Here is a 16867-nt window from a genome sequence, read left to right as displayed (position 1 = left end):
TCTCGATCCCGTGGACCGGCCTCTTGCCGGTAAGGCTGGCACCACCGTGTCAGTGCTTGCGGCGCCAGAGCTTGCCTGTCGTCAGGTCCACGTAGTAGACGCGTTCGTGCAGGGACCCGCGGACGAGGAAGGGTCCCTCCTTCGACCAGCCGAGGCCGGCGCCGAGATACTCGTCGCCGGGGAACCTGAGGGCCACCCCGGAGAGGTGTTCGCCGGTCTTGACCAGATAGGTGTCCACGCGTTCTTCGGCGTTCCGGACGATCGCGAGCAGGGCTCCGTCCGGGTGAAGGAGATAGGTGGCCTGGGGATGTCTCCGAGGCAGGGTCATGCGGGTCCGGCCGAGATGATCGACCACCAGGACGTGGGACGCCGTCGTCGCCACGATGCCGTGCTGGTTGATGTCGTGCACCTGCCGGGCGCCGGGGATGGTGATCGTGGCCCACGTTCGGGTGTCGGTGACCTGTGCGTCGTCCTTGGCGAGGGCGACGTACCTGTTCTGGTGGGCGAAGGTGACGCTGGGAACCGCGCTGTCGGCGAGGACGCCCGTGAGCGCACGGGTGCGGTCGGCGTCCTGGTAGCTCATGCGACGCTCGCGTCTGTCCAGGTAGACGAGCGCCTTGTGGTCGGGGCTGCGGACGAGGGGGGCTCGCTGCGGGGCTCCGCCCGTGCGGATGGTGTACGGCGCGGCCTGCGGGAACGGGCTGCCGTTCACCAGCCACCACCGGCACGGTTCGTCCATTTCGTCGAACCACGGGCACTTCGGGTCTTTGATGCTGTTCACCGTAGTGAAGGAGCCCGTTGAGGAGGAAACCGGTGCGGGCGTCGAATATTCGGGGAGGTCCGGCTCTGTCGGTTGCCCAGGGGTGAGCAGCGCACCCGACAACGCGATGACGGTCCCGGAAAGATAAAGGCTTCGGGTCGACCATTCTCCGATTTCATCGGGAGTTCCGGCTTTCCGGGCGGCGGCCAGAAGTACGGTCGCCGCCACAATGAGCACGATGGCGGCGTGCGCGAGACGCGCCGGAGTGGGGCCCTGGTTCAGCAGCAGAAAGCCGGACGCCACCACGGCTCCGCCGGAACCCAGCAGCCATGCCGTCCGATAGATCTCCTGTCCGTGCGTGGGTGGTCGCCGTATCGCGTCGATGAGGGGAACGGCGGACCAGCCCACGACCAGATAGAAGGGGTCGTCGGTGAGCCCGGTCGCGAGAGCGGCCGGTATGACGGCGATCAGGCGCCGTCGCCGCAGGCGGGCGACGTGGTCGATGATCCGGCGGGCGTTGTCCGGCGTGACGGACAGGCCGGCGAGCGCGGCGAAGCGGGTGAGCCGCTCCCGAGTGACCGGCATGGCCGCCACGAAAACCGTGATCATGCCGGCAGTCCAGGAGAGTATCGTCACGAGTTGCCACCATATATGGTTCGATATCGTGACTCCGGACGATATATGGAAGCAATTAGGTATCGCCTCGTGGCATGCCTACCGCGTGCGATTACAGATCGTGGTCCATTGTTGCCTGGCGTCGCTGGTCATGGCCGCGGGTCTGTGGTGGACGGGGGCGATGACCCCGCATATCCGGTGGGGCGTCGACACGTTGTTCACCCGCGCCGATGTGGACGCGAATGGTGTCCTCTACGGCGACGTCGATATCGAAGTCGAGAATGAAGGGTGGGCGACCTTCACGCTCACCGGGATCTCGGCGGACATTCCCGGCCTGCGTTTCCTGCCTCCGGACGAAGGGCGCCAGGAACCCGCCACGCTCACCGCGCGACGCGGTGACATGGAGGTTCTCAGGAGACGCGTGGTCATCACCGACTGCGCCGCGGTGCCGCACGAGCCTCGGCCGATCCGCTTCACGTACCGAACCTGGCTCGGCGGGGGATCCGCGGAGGTGATCTGGGACTCGGGGCGGTTGGACGGCCCCTCGAAGAGCCTGCCGATCGCCTGGCAGCGCGGGCTCGCCGGCAAGATCTGCAACGAGGCGGTGAGCCCGGCATGGTGAAAGGCCCGCCACCCGAGTCCGCCCAGGCGGGACTGCTGCCGGTCACGAAGATCGCCATAGGCTTGGCCATCGCCTTCGTCGCTCTGCGGATCAACGGCTTCGACCTGCTGCTCGACCCCGTGGGATGGGGGCTGTGCGCGTCCGGGCTGGCGCAGTTGCGGCGATCCGCCGACGACGGCTTCGACCGGGCCCATGGCATGGCCGTCGCCATGGTCTGGGTGGAGATCGCCTCCTTCACCCTGTCCATAGCCGGCCCGAGTGACTCGCCGGTCAGGCGGGCGGTCGGCGCCCTCATCGCCGCCGGCGCCCTGGCCGCGGTCTGGCTGGTGGCCGACCCTGTCGTCCGACGGGTGCGTTCCGGCGGCGACGCCTCCAGGGCCGCGCTCCTCGACGTGTTGCGCTGGGCCGTGGTCGCGCTGGGCTGGCCCGGTGTGCTGGCGGAGTACGGCTACGCCGCCCTCGGCCCGGTCGTCACGGTCGCCTGTTTCGCGACCGTGCTGAGCCTGATCGTCGTGCTCTACGCCTCGGCAGGTCTGGCGTCCCTCTCCCCGGGATGGTCACCTGACGTCCCGACGGGCAGACCGGCATCATGACGGATTCCGGCGAGGGCCCGGCACCCCGTACAGTCACGGCCATGACGATCGAGCTGTACCCGCTGGGGACCGTGGTCGGCGGACGCGCCGAGCCTTACGACGACGACTGGAACGCCGAGGAGGCGGTGATCCGCCTGGATGGCGAGCGCTTCGGACCGGAGTCCTTGGCGGGCCTGGAGACGTTCTCGCACCTGGAAGTGGTCTTCCAGTTTCATCGCGTGGACCCGGAATCGGTGCAGACGGCCGCGCGCCGGCCCCGGGGCAATCCGGACTGGCCGCTGGTGGGGATCTTCGCGCAGCGGGGCAAGAACCGCCCCAACCGGCTGGGCGTCTCCCGCTGCCGCCTGCTCGGGGTGGACGGTCTCGACGTGCGCGTGCGCGGCCTCGACGCCATCGACGGCACCCCGGTTCTCGACATCAAGCCGTACATGGTCGAGTTCGGTCCGCAGGGTGAGGTCGTGCAGCCGTCCTGGGTGACCGAGTTGATGCGCGCCTACTACTGAGGAGCGGCATGTCGCACGGGCGCCAGGGCGCGTCCTGCGCGGTCACGGGTGTCGGCGGTAGCCGTAGGTCTGGTGGCGCGGGGTGAAGCCGATGCTCTCGTAGAGCTTGCGGGCCGCGAGGTTCTCGGCGTTGTGGTTGACGGTGACGGTGGTCAGCGGCCGCATGCGGTGCATGGCGTGCAGCATCACCGCACGGGCCAGGCCCCGGCGCCGGAAGTCGGGGTGGGTGCCGACGGGCTCGAAGTGGCCCAGGCCGTTGCGGTCGTCGGTCCAGTAGACGGCGAAGGCCGCGATGCGGCCGTCCGGGGCCTCGGCGACGATCTCGCGGGCGGGGTCGTAGCCGGGCTTGCGCATGACCTCGTCGAGGTATTCGGCGGTGGTCCAGCCCGCCTGGAAGGCGCCGTTGCGGGCCTCGGCCAGGTGGGCGGCGTCTGACAGGCGGGCCTGGCGGACGGTGAAGCCCGCGGGGGGCTCCGGCTCCGGCGGGGTGCCGGCGAGCGCCATCTCCTGGACGTCGTCCCAGACGCGGAAGCGGGTGAAGCCGAGGCGTTCCAGCAGCTCGATGCGGATGTGGTCGCAGTCCCAGACGTCGGTGAGCACCTCGTCGGCGTCCCGGCCGGTGGTGGCGGCGGCGTCCTCGATCATGGTGATCTCGGCTTCGGCGCCGCGCAGTCCGGGGGCGGTGAAGACGTCGAAGGCGTTGCCGAAGCGGGTGTTGACGGTCAGCCCGGCCGGCGTGCCGGCGTGCTCCCAGACGTGGACGACCTCGCCGACGGGACGGCGCCCGCGCAGGTTCTCGTAGATGCGGTGGGGCAGCTCGCCGATGTGGTCGTAACCGCAGCGGCCGGCGCAGGCGATCCAGCCGGCCATGCCCTCCTGGAGCAGGGGCAGGTCGGCGTCGACGTAGGGGCGCTTGCTCAGCATCGCGCCATTGTCGTGGGCGTGGTCACGCGACGGCGATCGGTTTTCCGGGTGGTGCCTGCCCCACCACGAGAGGCCGGGCCGCGTGACTGATCGCGGACGCTGGACGATCAAGGATGAGGACGTCACCCGGAAACAAGGAGATGTCCACGATGGTGGGTAAGTACCTCGCCGCGGCCACCGCCGCGATCGTCCTGCTGAGCGCCTCTTCCCCGGCCCTCGCCGCCGCCCGCGAGAGCGTCCACACCGCCGCGGCCCCTCGCGAGAGCGTCCAGGCGCGGCTGGACCGGCTGACCACCCGGGACGGCATGGCGGGAGCGGTCCTGTCCGTACGCGACCGGAACGGCCGGACCACCACCTGGACGTCGGGAACCGCGCGGCGCGGCACCGGCGCCCCGATGGTCGGCGGCGACGGCCGGTTCCGCGCGGCCAGCGTCACCAAGCCCGTCATCGCGGCCGCGGTCATGCGCCTGGTCGAGGCGGGCAAGGTGGACCTGGACGCCGAGGTCGAGCGGTACCTGCCCGGCGCGCTGGGCGGCGCGCCGATCACGGTCCGCCAGCTCCTCCAGCACACCAGCGGCCTGCCCGAGTACTTCGACCTGGTCGACTGGACCAAGCCCGCGGTCCCGGCCGAGCACCTCAAGCTGGCCCTGACCCGCGAGCCCGTCGGCAAGCCCGGCGAGCGGTGGTCCTACTCCAACACCAACTACCTGGTCGCCGGCATGCTCATCGAGAAGGTCACCGGCGAGGACTTCCGCCGGGTCACCGAGGAGGGCGTGCTGAAGGGCCTGCCCGGCACGTACTGGCCCAAGAGCGGCGAGCTGCCCATCCGGGGCCGGCACGCCCACACGTACGGCGTCAACCCCACCGCCCCGGACGCGGGGGAGACGGACCAGACCCGGCTGCCCGGCCACGCGTTCGGGGCGGGCGGGGGCCTGATCTCCACCCCCGAGGACCTGAACCGCTTCTGGCAGTCCGTTCCCGAGGCGACGCTGCGCACCATGACCGCCCACGCGGTCCCGGGCGACGACCCCAAGGGCAGCCGCTACGGCCTGGGCGTCTACACCTACCCGCTGAGCTGCGGACCCGTCTGGATGCACGACGGCGGGCTGCCGGGCGTGCGGGTGCTCAGCGGGCGCGACCGCGCCGGCCGGGCCGCGACCGTGTACGTCACGGGCACCCCGAAGGACGACGGCCACCTCTTCGCCGCCTTCGACGCCGCCCTGTGCGCCCCCACTAGCTGATCAGGATCCGCGTCAGGACGGCTCCAGGAGCCAGGCGAGCGTGGCCGGGGTGGCGTCGAAGTGGCCGGCGTGTCCCGCGTCCGGCTGCACCGTGAGCGTGGCGGTGGGGATGCGGGAGGCGAGCCAGCGCGCGTGGGCGGCCGGCACCACGGAGTCCAGCTCGCCGTGCCAGAGCCGCACCGGCACGGTGATGGAGCCCGGGTCGAAGCCCCACGGGCTGCCGAACAGCGCGATCACGTCGTCCGCCCAGCCGCCGAGGCCGGGGCGCACCGCCTCCGCGTACGCGGCGCCGAGCATGGCGCTGACCTCGGGACGGCTGAGGACGGCGGCCTCGGTGTCCGGGAGCTTGGGCGGCGCCGAGGCGTCCGCGCCGAGGTGGGCCGTCATGGCGTCGCGGTCCAGCAGGGCCACCTCGGAGCTGCGGACGTTGCCGTCCATCATCCCGGCCGTCCAGTCGAGCCCGTCGGCGTCGCGCGGAGCGAGCGCGGCCAGCGAGGCGACGCGCAGCGCGCGGTCCGGGTGGCGGGCGGCGAAGGCCAGCGCGTGCGGGCCGCCGCCGGAGACCCCGTAGACGGCGAACCGGCCGAGCCCGAGGGCGTCCGCGACGGCGGCGACGTCGTCGGCGCCGTCCACGACGCGCCGCCCGGGCCGGGCGGTGGAGCCGCCGAACCCGGGACGGTCGAAGGTGATCAGCCTGATGCCGAGACCCGTGTACAGGGAGTCGTCGGGATGGCGGGCCAACCGGCTCATGGGGCTGCCGTGCAGATACAGGACCGGCGTGCCGTCGGGCACGCCCCATTCCTCGACGGCGAGCGTGCGGCCGTCCGAAGTGATCACTTCGCGCATCCCGGCAATCTAGCCGGGAGCGGACCCATGGCCCATGGCGTTTCGTTCTTGGCGGATCTTCTCACGGCGTAAAGCCCGCGTGCACGGGCCCTCATCCGAAATCGGGCACGAAAGCGCAGGTCAGAGGCTCATGTGGACGGAGCGGGATTAGAGGCCGACGGTGGGGAAGTGGAGAAGCGAGTCCGGGGCAGTCCCGGTTGTCCATGGAGGGCAATGTGATCATTCTTGGTCTGATACTCGTGGTGCTGGGATGGCTGCTCGGCATCTCGATCCTCTACACGATCGGCGGCATCCTGCTGCTCATCGGCGTCGTCTTCCTGGTTCTCGGCTCGGTCGGGCGACCCGTGGGCGGGCGGCGGTACTGGTGGTGAGGACGGTCGCCGGCGCGGTGGACAGGTGTCCGCCGCGCCGGCGACCGAGCCGCCGACGGGAACGCACTGATGCGTTCCTCGCGCTCTGCGCTTAACCTGGAGGAACGGTGCCGGTCATCGGCTGACCGCGTGACCGGTGGGGGAGCCGGCAGGGGGCGGCGAGAGCGTGTACAGGCCGTGCTACATCCAGTGCTGACGTCCGCTGAGACGTCCACGTTCATCGGGCGCCGGGGCGAGGTGTCCGCGGCCCGGCGGTTGCTGGCGCGGGGGCGTCTGCTGACGCTGACCGGCGCCGGCGGGGTCGGCAAGACCCGGCTGGCGATGCGGGTGGCCGAGGCGCTGCGGCCGGCCTACGACGACGGGGTGGAGATCGTCGAGCTGGCTTCCCTGGAGGACCCGGAGCTGCTGGTGCCGACGGTCGCGACGGCGCTGGGCGTCCGCGACGCGGGGCCGTCCCCCATGAGCGTGCTGGTCGACTACCTGGCCGAGCGGCGCGTGCTGCTCGTCCTCGACAACTGCGAGCACCTGCTGGACGCGTGCGCGAAGCTCATCGACGGGCTGCTGCGCGGCGCCGGCCGGCTGCGCGTCCTGGCCACCAGCAGGCAGACCCTCGGAGTGGCGGGCGAGCAGGTGCTCGTGGTGCCCTCGCTGTCCGTGCCGGACCCCGCCGCCGCGCCGCGGGACATCACGCGCAGCGAGTCCGTCCGCATGCTGGCCGACCGGGTGGCGCGGGTGCGTCCCGGCTTCACCCTGGACCGCGCGGACGCCCGGGTGTTCGCCCGGCTCTGCCGCCGGCTCGACGGCATCCCCCTCGCCATCGAGCTGGCGGCCGGACGGCTCGCCTCCACGCCGGTGGAGGAGCTGGAACGCCGCCTCGACGAGCGGTTCGAGGTCCTCGACGCCGGCGCGGGCGGCGGCGGGCCGCCGCGCCACCAGACGATGCGCGCGGCCGTGGACTGGAGCTTCGACCTGTGCACGCGGGCCGAGCAGCGGCTGTGGTGCCGGCTGTCGATGTTCGCGGGCGGCGTCGAGGTGGAGACGGCCGAGGAGGTCTGCCAGGGCGACGGCATCGAACCGGCGGACGTGTTCGAGCTGCTGGCCGGGCTGGTGGACAAGTCCATCCTGGTCGCCGAGCCGCACGAGGACGGCGTCCGCTACCACATGCTCGACAGCATCCGCTCGTACGGCCGGGAGAAGCTGGCGGACAGCGGCGAGGAGGAGGCGCTGCGGCGGCGCTTCTGCGACCACTACCGGCGGCTGACCGCCGAGCGGCGGGTGGACCGGCTGGTGCCCGAGCAGCTCGCCCGCTACCGCGTGCTGGCGGCGGAGCTGCCCAACATCCGCGTCGCGCTCGACCTGTCGTACGCCCGGCCGGAGGACGCCGCCGACGGGCTCGACACGGTATCCGCGATGTGGGGGTACTGGATCCTCGCGGGCTCCGTCACGGAGGGCCGCCACTGGATGGACCGGGGACTCGCTCTCGTGCCGCCGGACGCGCGGGCCCGCCGGACGGGGCTGTGGGCGGCCGCGACGCTCGCCCTCTACCAGGGTGACTGCGCCGAGGCGCAGGACATGCTGGAGGACGCCCAGCGGCTGGCGCGCGAGGCGGGTGACGACGAGACGCGGGCGTTCGCGACGCAGGTCTCCGCCATGGTCGCCTTCTCGGAGGGCGACGCCGGGACCGGGATGGAGCTCATGGAGAAGGCCCGGGCCGGGCACGTCGACCGCGGCGACCTCAGCGCCCTGGGCATCAACCTGTACTACGACGCCTCGTTCAGCGCCGAGCAGGACCCCGAGCGCGCCGGTGAGCTGGCCCAGGAGTTCCTGACACTGTGCGAGAAGCGGCGCGCCGAGCCCTCCCGCGGGTACGCGCTGTTCGCCGTCGGCGTCACCGCCTGGCACCAGGGCCAGCCGGAGCGGGCGGAGGCGATGCTGAAGGAGGCGATGGCGATCAGGCGGACCATCAACGACCGGTGGGGGCTCGCCGAGTGCGTCGAGGTCCTGGCCTGGATCGCCGGGGCGTACGGCCGGTACGAGCGTGCCGCCCGCATGCTGGGGGTGGCCAACGCGCTCTGGCAGGAGATGGGCGCCTCGCCCGCCACGTTCTGGCCGCACAAGCGCGACCACGAGAACTGCGTGGCGCGCACCCGCGAGGCGCTGGGACCGCGGGAGTACGGGGCGGCCTTCCGCAGCGGGGAGCGGCTCGGGCTCGACGGGGCCTGGTCGTACGTGAGCGAGGACTGAGCGGGGCCTGCCCGTACGTGGGCGAGGACTGAGCGGGCACGTGGGTGCCCCGGGGCCGCGACCGGGCGGGCGGGCATGCGTGCGCCCCGGCGCCGCGGGCGGGCGCCGGGGCGGGCGGCGTCACCGGGACGTCGCGGGCTTGATCTTCGGGCAGTTCGCGCCGTTCGCGGGGGCGGTCCGCGTGAGCAGGTACCGGTCCACGTAGCGGTCCACGCACGCCGAGCCCTTGCGGTACGCGGTGTGGCCGTCGCCGTCGAAGGTGAGCAGCACGCCGGACGAGAGCTGCGAGGCCAGCGCCTGCGCCCACTTGTACGGCGTGGCCGGGTCGCGCAGGGTGCCGATCACCAGGATGGTCGGCGCGCCGTCGGCCCGCAGCGGCCGGACCGACGTCTTCCGCCTGACCGGCCAGTAGTCGCACGGCGAGGTCCCGTTCCGGGGGTCGGGCTTGTGCGTGGACGGGTGGTCGAGGCAGTCGACGGCCTCCTGCGCGGCGAAGCTGTTGGCGTAGGTCCCGTCGGCCCGGCGCTCGTTGTACAGGTCCGCGAGCAGCAGCAGCCTGGTCCCGTCACCCTGGAACGCGTCGGCCAGCGCCTGGCGCAGCACGGGCCAGGCCGACTCGCTGTAGAGGGCCGACATGATCCCCGTGATCGCGATCGACTCGCTGGCCTGCCTGCCGTCGTACTCGTTGCGCAGCGGCGCCTTGTCCACCCGCTTGAGCAGCGCCTCCAGCTTCGTGTTGGCCGCGCTCGGCTTGTGCGTGCGGAACGGGCAGTCCGCGTGCCTGAAGCAGTCGCGCAGGAACGAGTCGAAGGCCACGCCGAAGCCGCCGGACTGGCCGGTGCCGACCTCGTCGCCGGTCCGGGTGGGGTCCATGGCGCCGTCGAGCACCAGGGCGCGCACCTTGCCGGGGAACAGGTCGGCGTACGTGGCGCCGAGGAAGGTGCCGTACGAGAAGCCCACGTACGTCAGGCGCGACTCGCCGAGGGCGGCGCGCAGCACGTCCATGTCGCGGGCCGCGTCGGGGGTGCCGAGGTGGGGGAGCAGCCTGCCGGAACGGGCCTTGCACGCCTGGGCGAACTGCTTCTGGGCCAGGTCGAGGTTCTTGACCTCGAAGGCGGTGTCCGGCGTCCGGTCGATGGCGTAGTAGGCGTCGAGCTGGGCGTCGGTGAAGCAGCGCACGGCAGTGGAGGCGCCGACGCCGCGGGGATCGAAGCCGACCAGGTCGTACCGGGCGCGGACGGCGGGGGAGAGGAAGGCGTCGGCGTTCTTGGCCGCCTCGATGCCCGACCCGCCGGGCCCGCCGGGGTTGATGACGACCGACCCGAGCCGCCTGCCGGTGGCGCGCAGGCGGGTCACGGCGATGTCGATCCGGTCGCCGGCCGGCTTGGCGTAGTCGAGCGGCACCTTGAGCTTCGCGCACTGGTAGGCGCCGCCGCACGCGCTCCAGGCCAGCCGCTGGCCGTAGTAAGCGGCGAGCGCGGCGGGAGCGCCCGGCGCCGTCTGGGCGACCTGGGCGTTCCGCGCGACCGGGGCGGGCGGGGAGAGCTGGGCGGCCTGGGCGGGCTGCGCGGTGGCGGCCAGGCCCGCGATGAGCAGGCCGGCGAGTGCGGGTGTGATCACCCTCGGTAGGCGTCGCATGGCAGTGTCCTCGTCTGGCGGCCGCGTCTGGGTTTTCGCCTGGTTGGCCCCTGATTATGAGGACGGGCCGGTTGCGAGGGCCTTGATGGCCGCTGACCAGTGACAACAGTGAAAGTTGAGGCGTTTGCGGCGATTGTGGGAGAGTCTTACACCTGCGGTGATCCGGGGCTCCCGGTGCCGGAGGCGTTCCCCCCGAAAGGTGATCCACGATCATGCGGAAGACGATCGCGCTGGCCGTCACGGCCGTGGCGCTGACCGGCTGCGGGGTGATCCCCGGTGGTCAGCGGAGCGGCGGCGGCGAGAGCGGGCAGGCGCAGCAGACCACGGCGCGGACCGAGACCACCCCCGCCACCACCGCCCCCGCCGCGCCCCAGCAGACCCAGGTGATCGCCAGCCGCGAGGCGAGCACGACCTCCGGCGGCCAGAGCGGCAAGGCGCGGGTGGACATCACCGGCCTCAAGCGCCAGGGCAGGACCGCCACCCTCACCTGGACCGTCACCGCCCTCGACGGCAAGGTCAACCTGCACAACGGCATGGGCGCCGGTCCCCTCGACATGACGGTGTCCGCCGTCTCGCTGATCGACCCGGTCAACGCCAAGCGCTACCGGGTGGCCCGCAACGGCACGAACGCCGACAGCGAGTGCGTCTGCTCCAAGACCCAGGGGCAGTTCCTGGAGAACGGCGCCACCAGCTCGCTCTACGCCGTCTTCGCGGCTCCGCCCGCGGACGTCACGAAGATCAACGTGGAGATGCCGATGATCGGCGTGCTCACCGATGTCCCGATTTCTTAGCGTCGCCTCGCTCGGCGTCGCCGCCGGGCTGCTGCTGCCGGCGACCCCGTTGTTCAGCCCCACCGTCCCGCCCGTCCCCTCGGACGCGTACGCGCCCGTGGAGGACCTCGTGCTGCCCGTCGAGGACGTCATCGGCGAGGTCGAGTCGCTCGACGGCGCCCAGAGCGAGACCAAGCAGGGCACCCGGGTCACGGTCGCGCTCACCAGCGACGTGCTGTTCGCGCTGGACAAGTGGGCGCTGACCGGCGCCGCCCGCAAGCGGCTCCAGGGCGTCGCCGACCAGGTCGAGGCCGAGGGCGCGGGCGGGGTCGTCAAGGTGCAGGGGCACACGGACGACCAGGGCTCCGACGCGTACAACCTGCGGCTGTCCCAGCGCCGCGCCCAGGCGGTGGAGCAGGCGCTGCGCGGGCTGCTCGCGGGCGCGGACGTCACGCTCCAGGCGCAGGGGTACGGCGAGAGCCGCCCCAAGCTGCCGAACGTCGTCGAGGGCAAGCCCGTGGAGGGCAACCGCGCCCGCAACCGCCGCGTGGAGATCGTCTTCGACGCGCGCCAGTGACCCGCGCTCCATCGCCGTCAGTCGCCGGGCAGCTCTCCGAGGGTGGCCGTGACGGTGGCCTGGCCGCCGTCGGAGCGGACGAGGCCGACCTTGACCTGGTCGCCGGGCTTGAGCGTGGTCAGCGTCTCCGACAGGGCCGCCATGGTCGGAGTCTCGGTGTCGTTGATCGAGACGATCACGTCACCCGGCCGGATGCCGGCCTTCTGGGCGCCGCTGCCGGACTCGACGCTGATCACCCCGACCCCGGCGGGCTGCCCGTCCTGGCCGACGACCGTGCTGCCCCGGACGCCGAGGGCGGCGCGGTGCGTGTTGGTGACCTTGCCCTGGCGGATGATCTGGCCGGCGATGTCCGTCGCGGTGTTGCTGGGGATGGCGAAGCCGATGCCGGGCGCCGCCCCGCCGCCCAGGTTCGGGTCCGTGGCGGCGAGCGTCGGGATGCCGATGACCTGGCCGGAGAGGTCCACCAGGGCGCCGCCGCTGTTGCCGGGGTTGATGGCGGCCGAGGTCTGGATCGCGTTGGCGATCGTCGCGCCGGGCGACTCCGGGTCCTGCGGCTCGCTGACCGTGCGGCCGAGGGCGGAGACGATGCCGTCCGTCACGCTGCCCGACAGGCCGAGCGGGTTGCCCATGGCCAGCACGAGCTGGCCGACGCGCAGCTTGGCGGAGTCGCCGAACCGGGCCGGCTTCAGCCCCTTCGGGTCGTCCACCTTGATCACCGCGAGGTCGCCGGCCGGGAACGACTTGACCAGCCGGGCGCTGCGGCCGGCCCCGCCGGTGGCGAGCGTCACCTGCATCCGCGTGGCCTCGCCGACCACGTGCGCGTTGGTGATGACGTGGCCCGCCGTGTCGTACACGATCCCGGAGCCGAGGCCCACCTTGGTGGTGATCTGCACGATCGACGGCAGGACCTCCTTGATGACCTGCTCGTACGCGGACTCCAGCGCCTGGGGCGACGGCGGGGCGCCCGCGCCGGCCGGAGGGCTGGTCGTCGCGGTGGACGGGGCGGTGGACGGGGCGGTGGCCGTGGCAGTGGACGGGGCGCCTCCAGAGGGCGTCGTGGGACCGGCGGCGCCGGCGGACTGGAGCGCCGCGCAGCCGGTCAGCAGGATGGTCATGGCGAATCCTGCGACGATCTTCCTCATGCGCTGGTACCTGCCCGGTGTGCGGAGAAAGATACGCCATTGTGACGTTTGTCCCGTTGGAGGGGGTCGGGGGGAGTTTGCCGATGTGTCGCGGCGTGCGGGTGGGGGCCGTCGCTTACAGAATAAAATTCTGGGCAGGACATGGCGGAAATATCCCGGCGTGAAGTGACGTAACCTCAAGGTCATGGCGGACGTCGGTGACCAGCAGCCCTCTCAAGATGCTCCCACGACCCCCTTCCGGAAGATCGTCGTGCCCGCGGACGAGACGGCCGGCGCCGCGGATGAGACGGTCTGGATCTCCCGGCCGCCCGCGCCCCGCCCGTCCGGTCCCACGGAGCCGCCGTCGCGGCCGCTGCAGCAGGGGCCGCAGCAGGGGCCGGCGCCGCAGTCCGGGCCCCGGCAGAGCCCGCCCTCCGGCCCCCAGCCCACCCCGCCGCCCGGCCCGCAGCCCGCCTCGCCATACGGTCCGCAGCCTCGTTCCGGTCCTCAGGCTGGTTCCTCGTACGGTCCGCAGCCTCGTTCCGGTCCTCAGGCTGGTTCCTCGTACGGTCCGCAGCCGCGCTCCGGACCCCAGGGTGGTCCGTCCTATGGCGCGCAGCCGCGTTCGGGGCCCCAGGGCGCTTCGCCGTACGGTCCGCAGCCCCGTTCGGGACCCCAGGGCGCTCCCCCCTACACCCCGCAGCCGCGCTCCGGCCCGCAGGGCGGTCCGTCGGGGGCCGGGACGTGGGCGGGCGCGGCGACCCGGATGGGCTCGGGGCCGGGATCCTCGCCGCAGCAGTACCCCATGCCGCCGACCCTTCCCCCGGTGCCGCCCAAGTCCGGCCTGGTCAGCCGCATCGGTGACATCCCCATCCGGGTCGTCTACCTCCTCGGCGCGATCATCGCCACCGTGGCCGCCGTGCTCCTCATCTTCATCCTCTTCTCCGGCGACGTGCCCAAGGACCAGCAGCCGCAGGGCGGCTCGATCCCGCCGCCGCCCGCCGCCGCCGAGCCGACGGCCGCCGCCCCGTCGGCCACCGCCTCGGCGGCGCGGTCGCAGGTCGCGGCGGCGCTGCCGTCCGTGCCCGCCGCCAAGGAGTACGCCGTGCTGCCCGGCACGGCCTCGGTCGTGATCGGCCTGGTGGACGACCAGAAGGCGGGCCTGTCCTACCCGCGCCTCGGCTCGCCGTGGAAGACGGCCATGGTCGCGCCGTTCACGGTGGCGCAGCGCGCCGGAAAGGCCGCCGCGCCGGGCACGCCGGGCGCGCTGATCGGCTCGGCGCCGCTGCCGGGCGCCGCGCCCGCGACCCCGCCGGCGAAGGAGTCGGACTACCGCAAGCTCGCCGCGCGCGCCGCGAAGTGGGCGCTCGCCGCCCAGTACCCGCCCGGCGCCACCCTGACCTGGACGGGCTCCGAGCGGGCCGCCCTCGGCAAGGGCTGGACGCTCGCCTTCGAGGTGGCGTACGAGACGGATGACGGGCGGCGGGTGGCCCAGGGCCTCGTCTCGGTCGTGAACGCGGGCCGGGCGAAGCCCGCGATGCTGTTCGCCTCGATCCCGGAGAGCGGCAAGTCCCGCTGGCGCGACCTGAACACCCTGGCCGAGCGGATCGCCCCCGCCTAGAGGGTGAGGTCAGGAGATCCAACTGCTCGGCGACGCCGGTGCGCGGGCCCGCGCACCGGCGTCTCATGCCGGCCGCCGTCGCCTGGTGAACGTCTTCCCTTAGCCCCAGAAGCATCCTCTAGAATATGGTTCTGGCATGACCGGGACCGCGGCTGGAGGATGAGCTATGGCGATCGGGTTGAACGAGGAGCACGAGGCGCTCCGCGAGTCGGTGAGCGGCTGGGCCGAGCGGAACATCCCCGCCGAGCCGCCGCGGACCCCGACGGACGAGCGGCCCTCGTTCTGGTCGGGGCTCGCCGAGCAGGGACTGCTGGGGCTGCACCTGCCCGAGGAGGCCGGCGGCTCCGGCTACGGGCTGCTGGAGGCCGCGGTGGCCGTCGAGGCGCTGGCCGAGCGGCTGGCGCCGGGCCCGTACGTGCCGACCGTGCTCGCGAGCGCGGTGGTGCACGCCTCCAAGCGCCATGACCTCCTCCAGGGCCTCGCCGACGGCACGCTCACGGGCGCCGTGGCGCTGACCGGCGCGGCGTTCGGCGACGCCGACAGGCTGACGGGGACGCTCGCCGACGACGGGTCGCTGGTGGTCTCGGGCTCCGTCGAGCCGGTGCTGGGCGGGGCGTCCGCGGACGTGCTGGTGCTGCCCGTCTCCGCCGGGGGCGGCGAGGTGTGGATCGCGCTCGACGCCGCCGCCGCGGCCGTCACCCCGCTGAAGTCCCTGGACCTCACCCGGTCGTCGGCGAAGGTGGAGCTGGCGGAGGTGAGCGTGCCCGCCGGGCGGGTGCTGGAGGGCGTCGAGGGCCTCGACGTGCGCAACCTGGCCGCCGTCCTGCTCGGCGCCGAGGCCGCGGGCCTGGCCGCGTGGTGCGTGCGCGCCGCCTCCGACTACGCAAAGGTACGCGTCCAGTTCGGCCGCCCGATCGGCCAGTTCCAGGGCATCAAGCACAAGCTGTCGCGGATGCTGGTGGCGCTGGAGCAGGCCCGCGCGACCGTCTGGGACGCCACCCGCGCCGAGGGCGCCGAGCTGGAGTACGCCGCCGCGATCGCCGGGGTGATGGCGCCCGACGCGGCCGTGCGGTGCGCCCAGGACGCGATCCAGACGTTCGGCGGCATCGGCTACACCTTCGAGCACGACGCCCACCTCTACTACCGGCGCGCGCTGACGCTGCGCGCGCTCCTCGGCCCGTCGGCCGGCTGGGCCGCCACGGTCACCGACCTGGCGCTGCGCGGCGTGTCCCGGGAGATGGAGATCGACCTGCCGGAGGGCGCCGAGGAGCTGCGCGAGTCCATCCGCGCCGAGATCGCCGAGATCAAGGCGCTGGAGGGCGCGGAGCAGAAGCGCGCGCTGGCCGCGCGCGGCTTCGTCATGCCGCACCTGCCCAAGCCGTGGGGCCGCGCGGCCTCGCCCCTGGAGCAGGTGCTGATCGCGCAGGAGCTGAAGGCCGCCCGGGTACGCCTCCCCGCCATGATCATCGGCGCGTGGGTGGTGCCGTCGATCGTCTCGTACGGCACGCCGGAGCAGCAGGAGCGCTTCCTGCCCCAGACGCTCAGCGGCGAGATGATCTGGTGCCAGCTCTTCTCCGAGCCCGGAGCCGGCTCCGACCTGGCCTCGCTGCAGATGAAGGCCGAGCGGGTCGAGGGCGGCTGGCGGCTCAACGGCCAGAAGATCTGGACCTCCGTCGCGCACGTCGCCGAGTGGGGCATCTGCATCGCCCGCAACTCCTCGGCCGGCTCCAAGCACGAGGGCATCACGTACTTCCTCGTCGACATGAAGGCCCCCGGCGTGACGGTCCGGCCGCTGACCGAGATGACCGGCGAGAACCTGTTCAACGAGGTGTTCCTCGACGACGTCTTCGTGCCCGACGACCTGGTGGTCGGCGCGGTCGGCGACGGCTGGCGGGTGGCGCGCAACACGCTGTCCAACGAGCGCGTCTCGCTCTCCTCGGGCTCGGGCGGCACCGGGGCGTCGGTGCCCGACCTGCTGGGGCTGGCCGGCCGGCTCGGGCGAGAGCTCACCCCGGTCGAGGCGCACCAGGTCGCCGAGGTGATCTGCGAGGGCCACTCGATCAACGCGCTGTCGCTGCGGGTGACGCTCAAGCAGCTCGCCGGCTCGGAGCCGGGCGCCGACGCGTCTGTGCGCAAGCTGCTGTCCACCGCCCACGCCCAGCACGTGTCGGAGACCGCGGTCTCGCTGCTGGGCCGGGCGGCGGTGGTGGCGGCCGACATGTCGCTCGGCGACGCCGGCTACTGGAACCGGGCGGTGCTCGCCACGCGCGCCATGACCATCTACGGCGGGACGACGGAGGTGCAGCTCAACATCATCGGCGAGCGCATGCTCGGCCTGCCCCGGGACCCGGAGCCCGGCCGCTGACCGCGGGGGCCGCGTAGGGGTGGGGGCCGGCCACCGATCGACCGGCCCCCCACGGG

The 16867-nt window shown here is 72.8% G+C and carries 15 protein-coding genes; 10 read left to right on the top strand and 5 right to left on the bottom strand.

Annotated features, from left to right (window positions below):
• Positions 1–49: 49 nt before the first annotated feature.
• Positions 50–1369 (bottom strand): hypothetical protein, encoded by a 1320-nt coding sequence (locus HTZ77_RS01215; protein WP_175587538.1) that lies wholly within the window; start codon positions 1367–1369, stop codon positions 50–52.
• Between HTZ77_RS01215 and HTZ77_RS01210 the strand changes: the two genes are divergently transcribed.
• From HTZ77_RS01210 to HTZ77_RS01200, 3 genes are read left to right on the top strand one after another with little or no spacing between them, the layout of a single operon-like run.
• Complete coding sequence (locus HTZ77_RS01210; protein WP_175587537.1) at positions 1344–1997, top strand: hypothetical protein; 654 nt, start codon at positions 1344–1346, stop codon at positions 1995–1997. The two genes, HTZ77_RS01215 and HTZ77_RS01210, sit on opposite strands and share 26 nt — an antisense overlap.
• A complete protein-coding gene (locus HTZ77_RS01205) occupies positions 1991–2590 on the top strand; it encodes a hypothetical protein (protein ID WP_175587536.1) in 600 nt (199 codons plus the stop codon). The genes HTZ77_RS01210 and HTZ77_RS01205 overlap by 7 nt, the downstream gene beginning before the upstream one ends.
• Before the next feature lie 41 nt (positions 2591–2631).
• Entirely contained in the window at positions 2632–3093 is a 462-nt protein-coding gene (locus HTZ77_RS01200) for an SAM-dependent methyltransferase (RefSeq protein ID WP_175587535.1), read from the top strand.
• Between the two features lie 42 nt (positions 3094–3135).
• Here the strand turns inward: HTZ77_RS01200 and HTZ77_RS01195 are convergent, their stop codons facing one another.
• Positions 3136–4017: a GNAT family N-acetyltransferase gene (locus HTZ77_RS01195; RefSeq protein WP_205301948.1), complete on the bottom strand. Its 882-nt coding sequence runs from the start codon at positions 4015–4017 to the stop codon at positions 3136–3138.
• 140 nt (positions 4018–4157) lie between these two features.
• Here HTZ77_RS01195 and HTZ77_RS01190 point away from each other — a divergent pair, with 140 nt between their 5' ends.
• Positions 4158–5258 (top strand): serine hydrolase domain-containing protein, encoded by a 1101-nt coding sequence (locus HTZ77_RS01190; protein ID WP_205301947.1) that lies wholly within the window; start codon positions 4158–4160, stop codon positions 5256–5258.
• A 12-nt stretch (positions 5259–5270) separates the two neighbouring features.
• On the opposite strand, the gene HTZ77_RS01185 is transcribed toward HTZ77_RS01190, so the two are convergent.
• Complete coding sequence (locus HTZ77_RS01185) at positions 5271–6104, bottom strand: alpha/beta fold hydrolase (RefSeq protein ID WP_175587534.1); 834 nt, start codon at positions 6102–6104, stop codon at positions 5271–5273.
• 215 nt (positions 6105–6319) lie between these two features.
• Between HTZ77_RS01185 and HTZ77_RS01180 the strand changes: the two genes are divergently transcribed.
• A complete protein-coding gene (locus tag HTZ77_RS01180; protein WP_175587533.1) occupies positions 6320–6475 on the top strand; it encodes a hypothetical protein in 156 nt (51 codons plus the stop codon).
• Positions 6476–6664: 189 nt separating this feature from the next.
• The gene (locus HTZ77_RS01175; RefSeq protein ID WP_175587532.1) at positions 6665–8719 is read left to right on the top strand and encodes an ATP-binding protein; all 2055 of its coding nucleotides are present in this window, start codon (positions 6665–6667) and stop codon (positions 8717–8719) included.
• Between the two features lie 120 nt (positions 8720–8839).
• Here the strand turns inward: HTZ77_RS01175 and HTZ77_RS01170 are convergent, their stop codons facing one another.
• Positions 8840–10357, bottom strand: a complete 1518-nt coding sequence (locus tag HTZ77_RS01170) for an alpha/beta hydrolase (RefSeq protein ID WP_175587531.1) — start codon at positions 10355–10357, stop codon at positions 8840–8842.
• Between the two features lie 212 nt (positions 10358–10569).
• Between HTZ77_RS01170 and HTZ77_RS01165 the strand changes: the two genes are divergently transcribed.
• Both HTZ77_RS01165 and HTZ77_RS01160 read left to right on the top strand, forming a co-directional pair.
• On the top strand, positions 10570–11148 hold the full coding sequence (locus tag HTZ77_RS01165) for a hypothetical protein (RefSeq protein ID WP_175587530.1): 579 nt from the start codon (positions 10570–10572) through the stop codon (positions 11146–11148).
• Entirely contained in the window at positions 11132–11704 is a 573-nt protein-coding gene (locus tag HTZ77_RS01160) for an OmpA family protein (RefSeq protein WP_175587529.1), read from the top strand. The genes HTZ77_RS01165 and HTZ77_RS01160 overlap by 17 nt, the downstream gene beginning before the upstream one ends.
• Before the next feature lie 17 nt (positions 11705–11721).
• Here the strand turns inward: HTZ77_RS01160 and HTZ77_RS01155 are convergent, their stop codons facing one another.
• Positions 11722–12846, bottom strand: coding sequence for a S1C family serine protease (locus HTZ77_RS01155; RefSeq protein ID WP_205301946.1), 1125 nt, complete (start codon positions 12844–12846; stop codon positions 11722–11724).
• A 784-nt stretch (positions 12847–13630) separates the two neighbouring features.
• On the opposite strand from HTZ77_RS01155, the gene HTZ77_RS01150 reads away from it, so the two are divergent.
• On the top strand, positions 13631–14446 hold the full coding sequence (locus HTZ77_RS01150; protein ID WP_175587528.1) for a hypothetical protein: 816 nt from the start codon (positions 13631–13633) through the stop codon (positions 14444–14446).
• 166 nt (positions 14447–14612) lie between these two features.
• The gene (locus tag HTZ77_RS01145; RefSeq protein ID WP_175587527.1) at positions 14613–16811 is read left to right on the top strand and encodes an acyl-CoA dehydrogenase; all 2199 of its coding nucleotides are present in this window, start codon (positions 14613–14615) and stop codon (positions 16809–16811) included.
• Positions 16812–16867: the final 56 nt, after the last annotated feature.

The sequence above is a fragment of the Nonomuraea montanisoli genome (assembly GCF_013363975.1).
Lineage (GTDB): Bacteria > Actinomycetota > Actinomycetes > Streptosporangiales > Streptosporangiaceae > Nonomuraea > Nonomuraea montanisoli.
Note: the sequence above shows the minus strand (reverse complement) of the source record. Positions and strands in the feature narration are given on the sequence as shown.

Coding starts and splice junctions, on each gene's coding strand:
- HTZ77_RS01210 (WP_175587537.1), top strand. CDS start 1,344: ATGGCCGCCACGAAAACCGTGATCATGCCGGCAGTCCAGGAGAGTATC.
- HTZ77_RS01215 (WP_175587538.1), bottom strand. CDS start 1,369: ATGATCACGGTTTTCGTGGCGGCCATGCCGGTCACTCGGGAGCGGCTC.
- HTZ77_RS01205 (WP_175587536.1), top strand. CDS start 1,991: ATGGTGAAAGGCCCGCCACCCGAGTCCGCCCAGGCGGGACTGCTGCCG.
- HTZ77_RS01200 (WP_175587535.1), top strand. CDS start 2,632: ATGACGATCGAGCTGTACCCGCTGGGGACCGTGGTCGGCGGACGCGCC.
- HTZ77_RS01195 (WP_205301948.1), bottom strand. CDS start 4,017: ATGCTGAGCAAGCGCCCCTACGTCGACGCCGACCTGCCCCTGCTCCAG.
- HTZ77_RS01190 (WP_205301947.1), top strand. CDS start 4,158: ATGTCCACGATGGTGGGTAAGTACCTCGCCGCGGCCACCGCCGCGATC.
- HTZ77_RS01185 (WP_175587534.1), bottom strand. CDS start 6,104: ATGCGCGAAGTGATCACTTCGGACGGCCGCACGCTCGCCGTCGAGGAA.
- HTZ77_RS01170 (WP_175587531.1), bottom strand. CDS start 10,357: ATGCGACGCCTACCGAGGGTGATCACACCCGCACTCGCCGGCCTGCTC.
- HTZ77_RS01165 (WP_175587530.1), top strand. CDS start 10,570: ATGCGGAAGACGATCGCGCTGGCCGTCACGGCCGTGGCGCTGACCGGC.
- HTZ77_RS01160 (WP_175587529.1), top strand. CDS start 11,132: ATGTCCCGATTTCTTAGCGTCGCCTCGCTCGGCGTCGCCGCCGGGCTG.
- HTZ77_RS01155 (WP_205301946.1), bottom strand. CDS start 12,846: ATGAGGAAGATCGTCGCAGGATTCGCCATGACCATCCTGCTGACCGGC.
- HTZ77_RS01150 (WP_175587528.1), top strand. CDS start 13,631: ATGCCGCCGACCCTTCCCCCGGTGCCGCCCAAGTCCGGCCTGGTCAGC.
- HTZ77_RS01145 (WP_175587527.1), top strand. CDS start 14,613: ATGGCGATCGGGTTGAACGAGGAGCACGAGGCGCTCCGCGAGTCGGTG.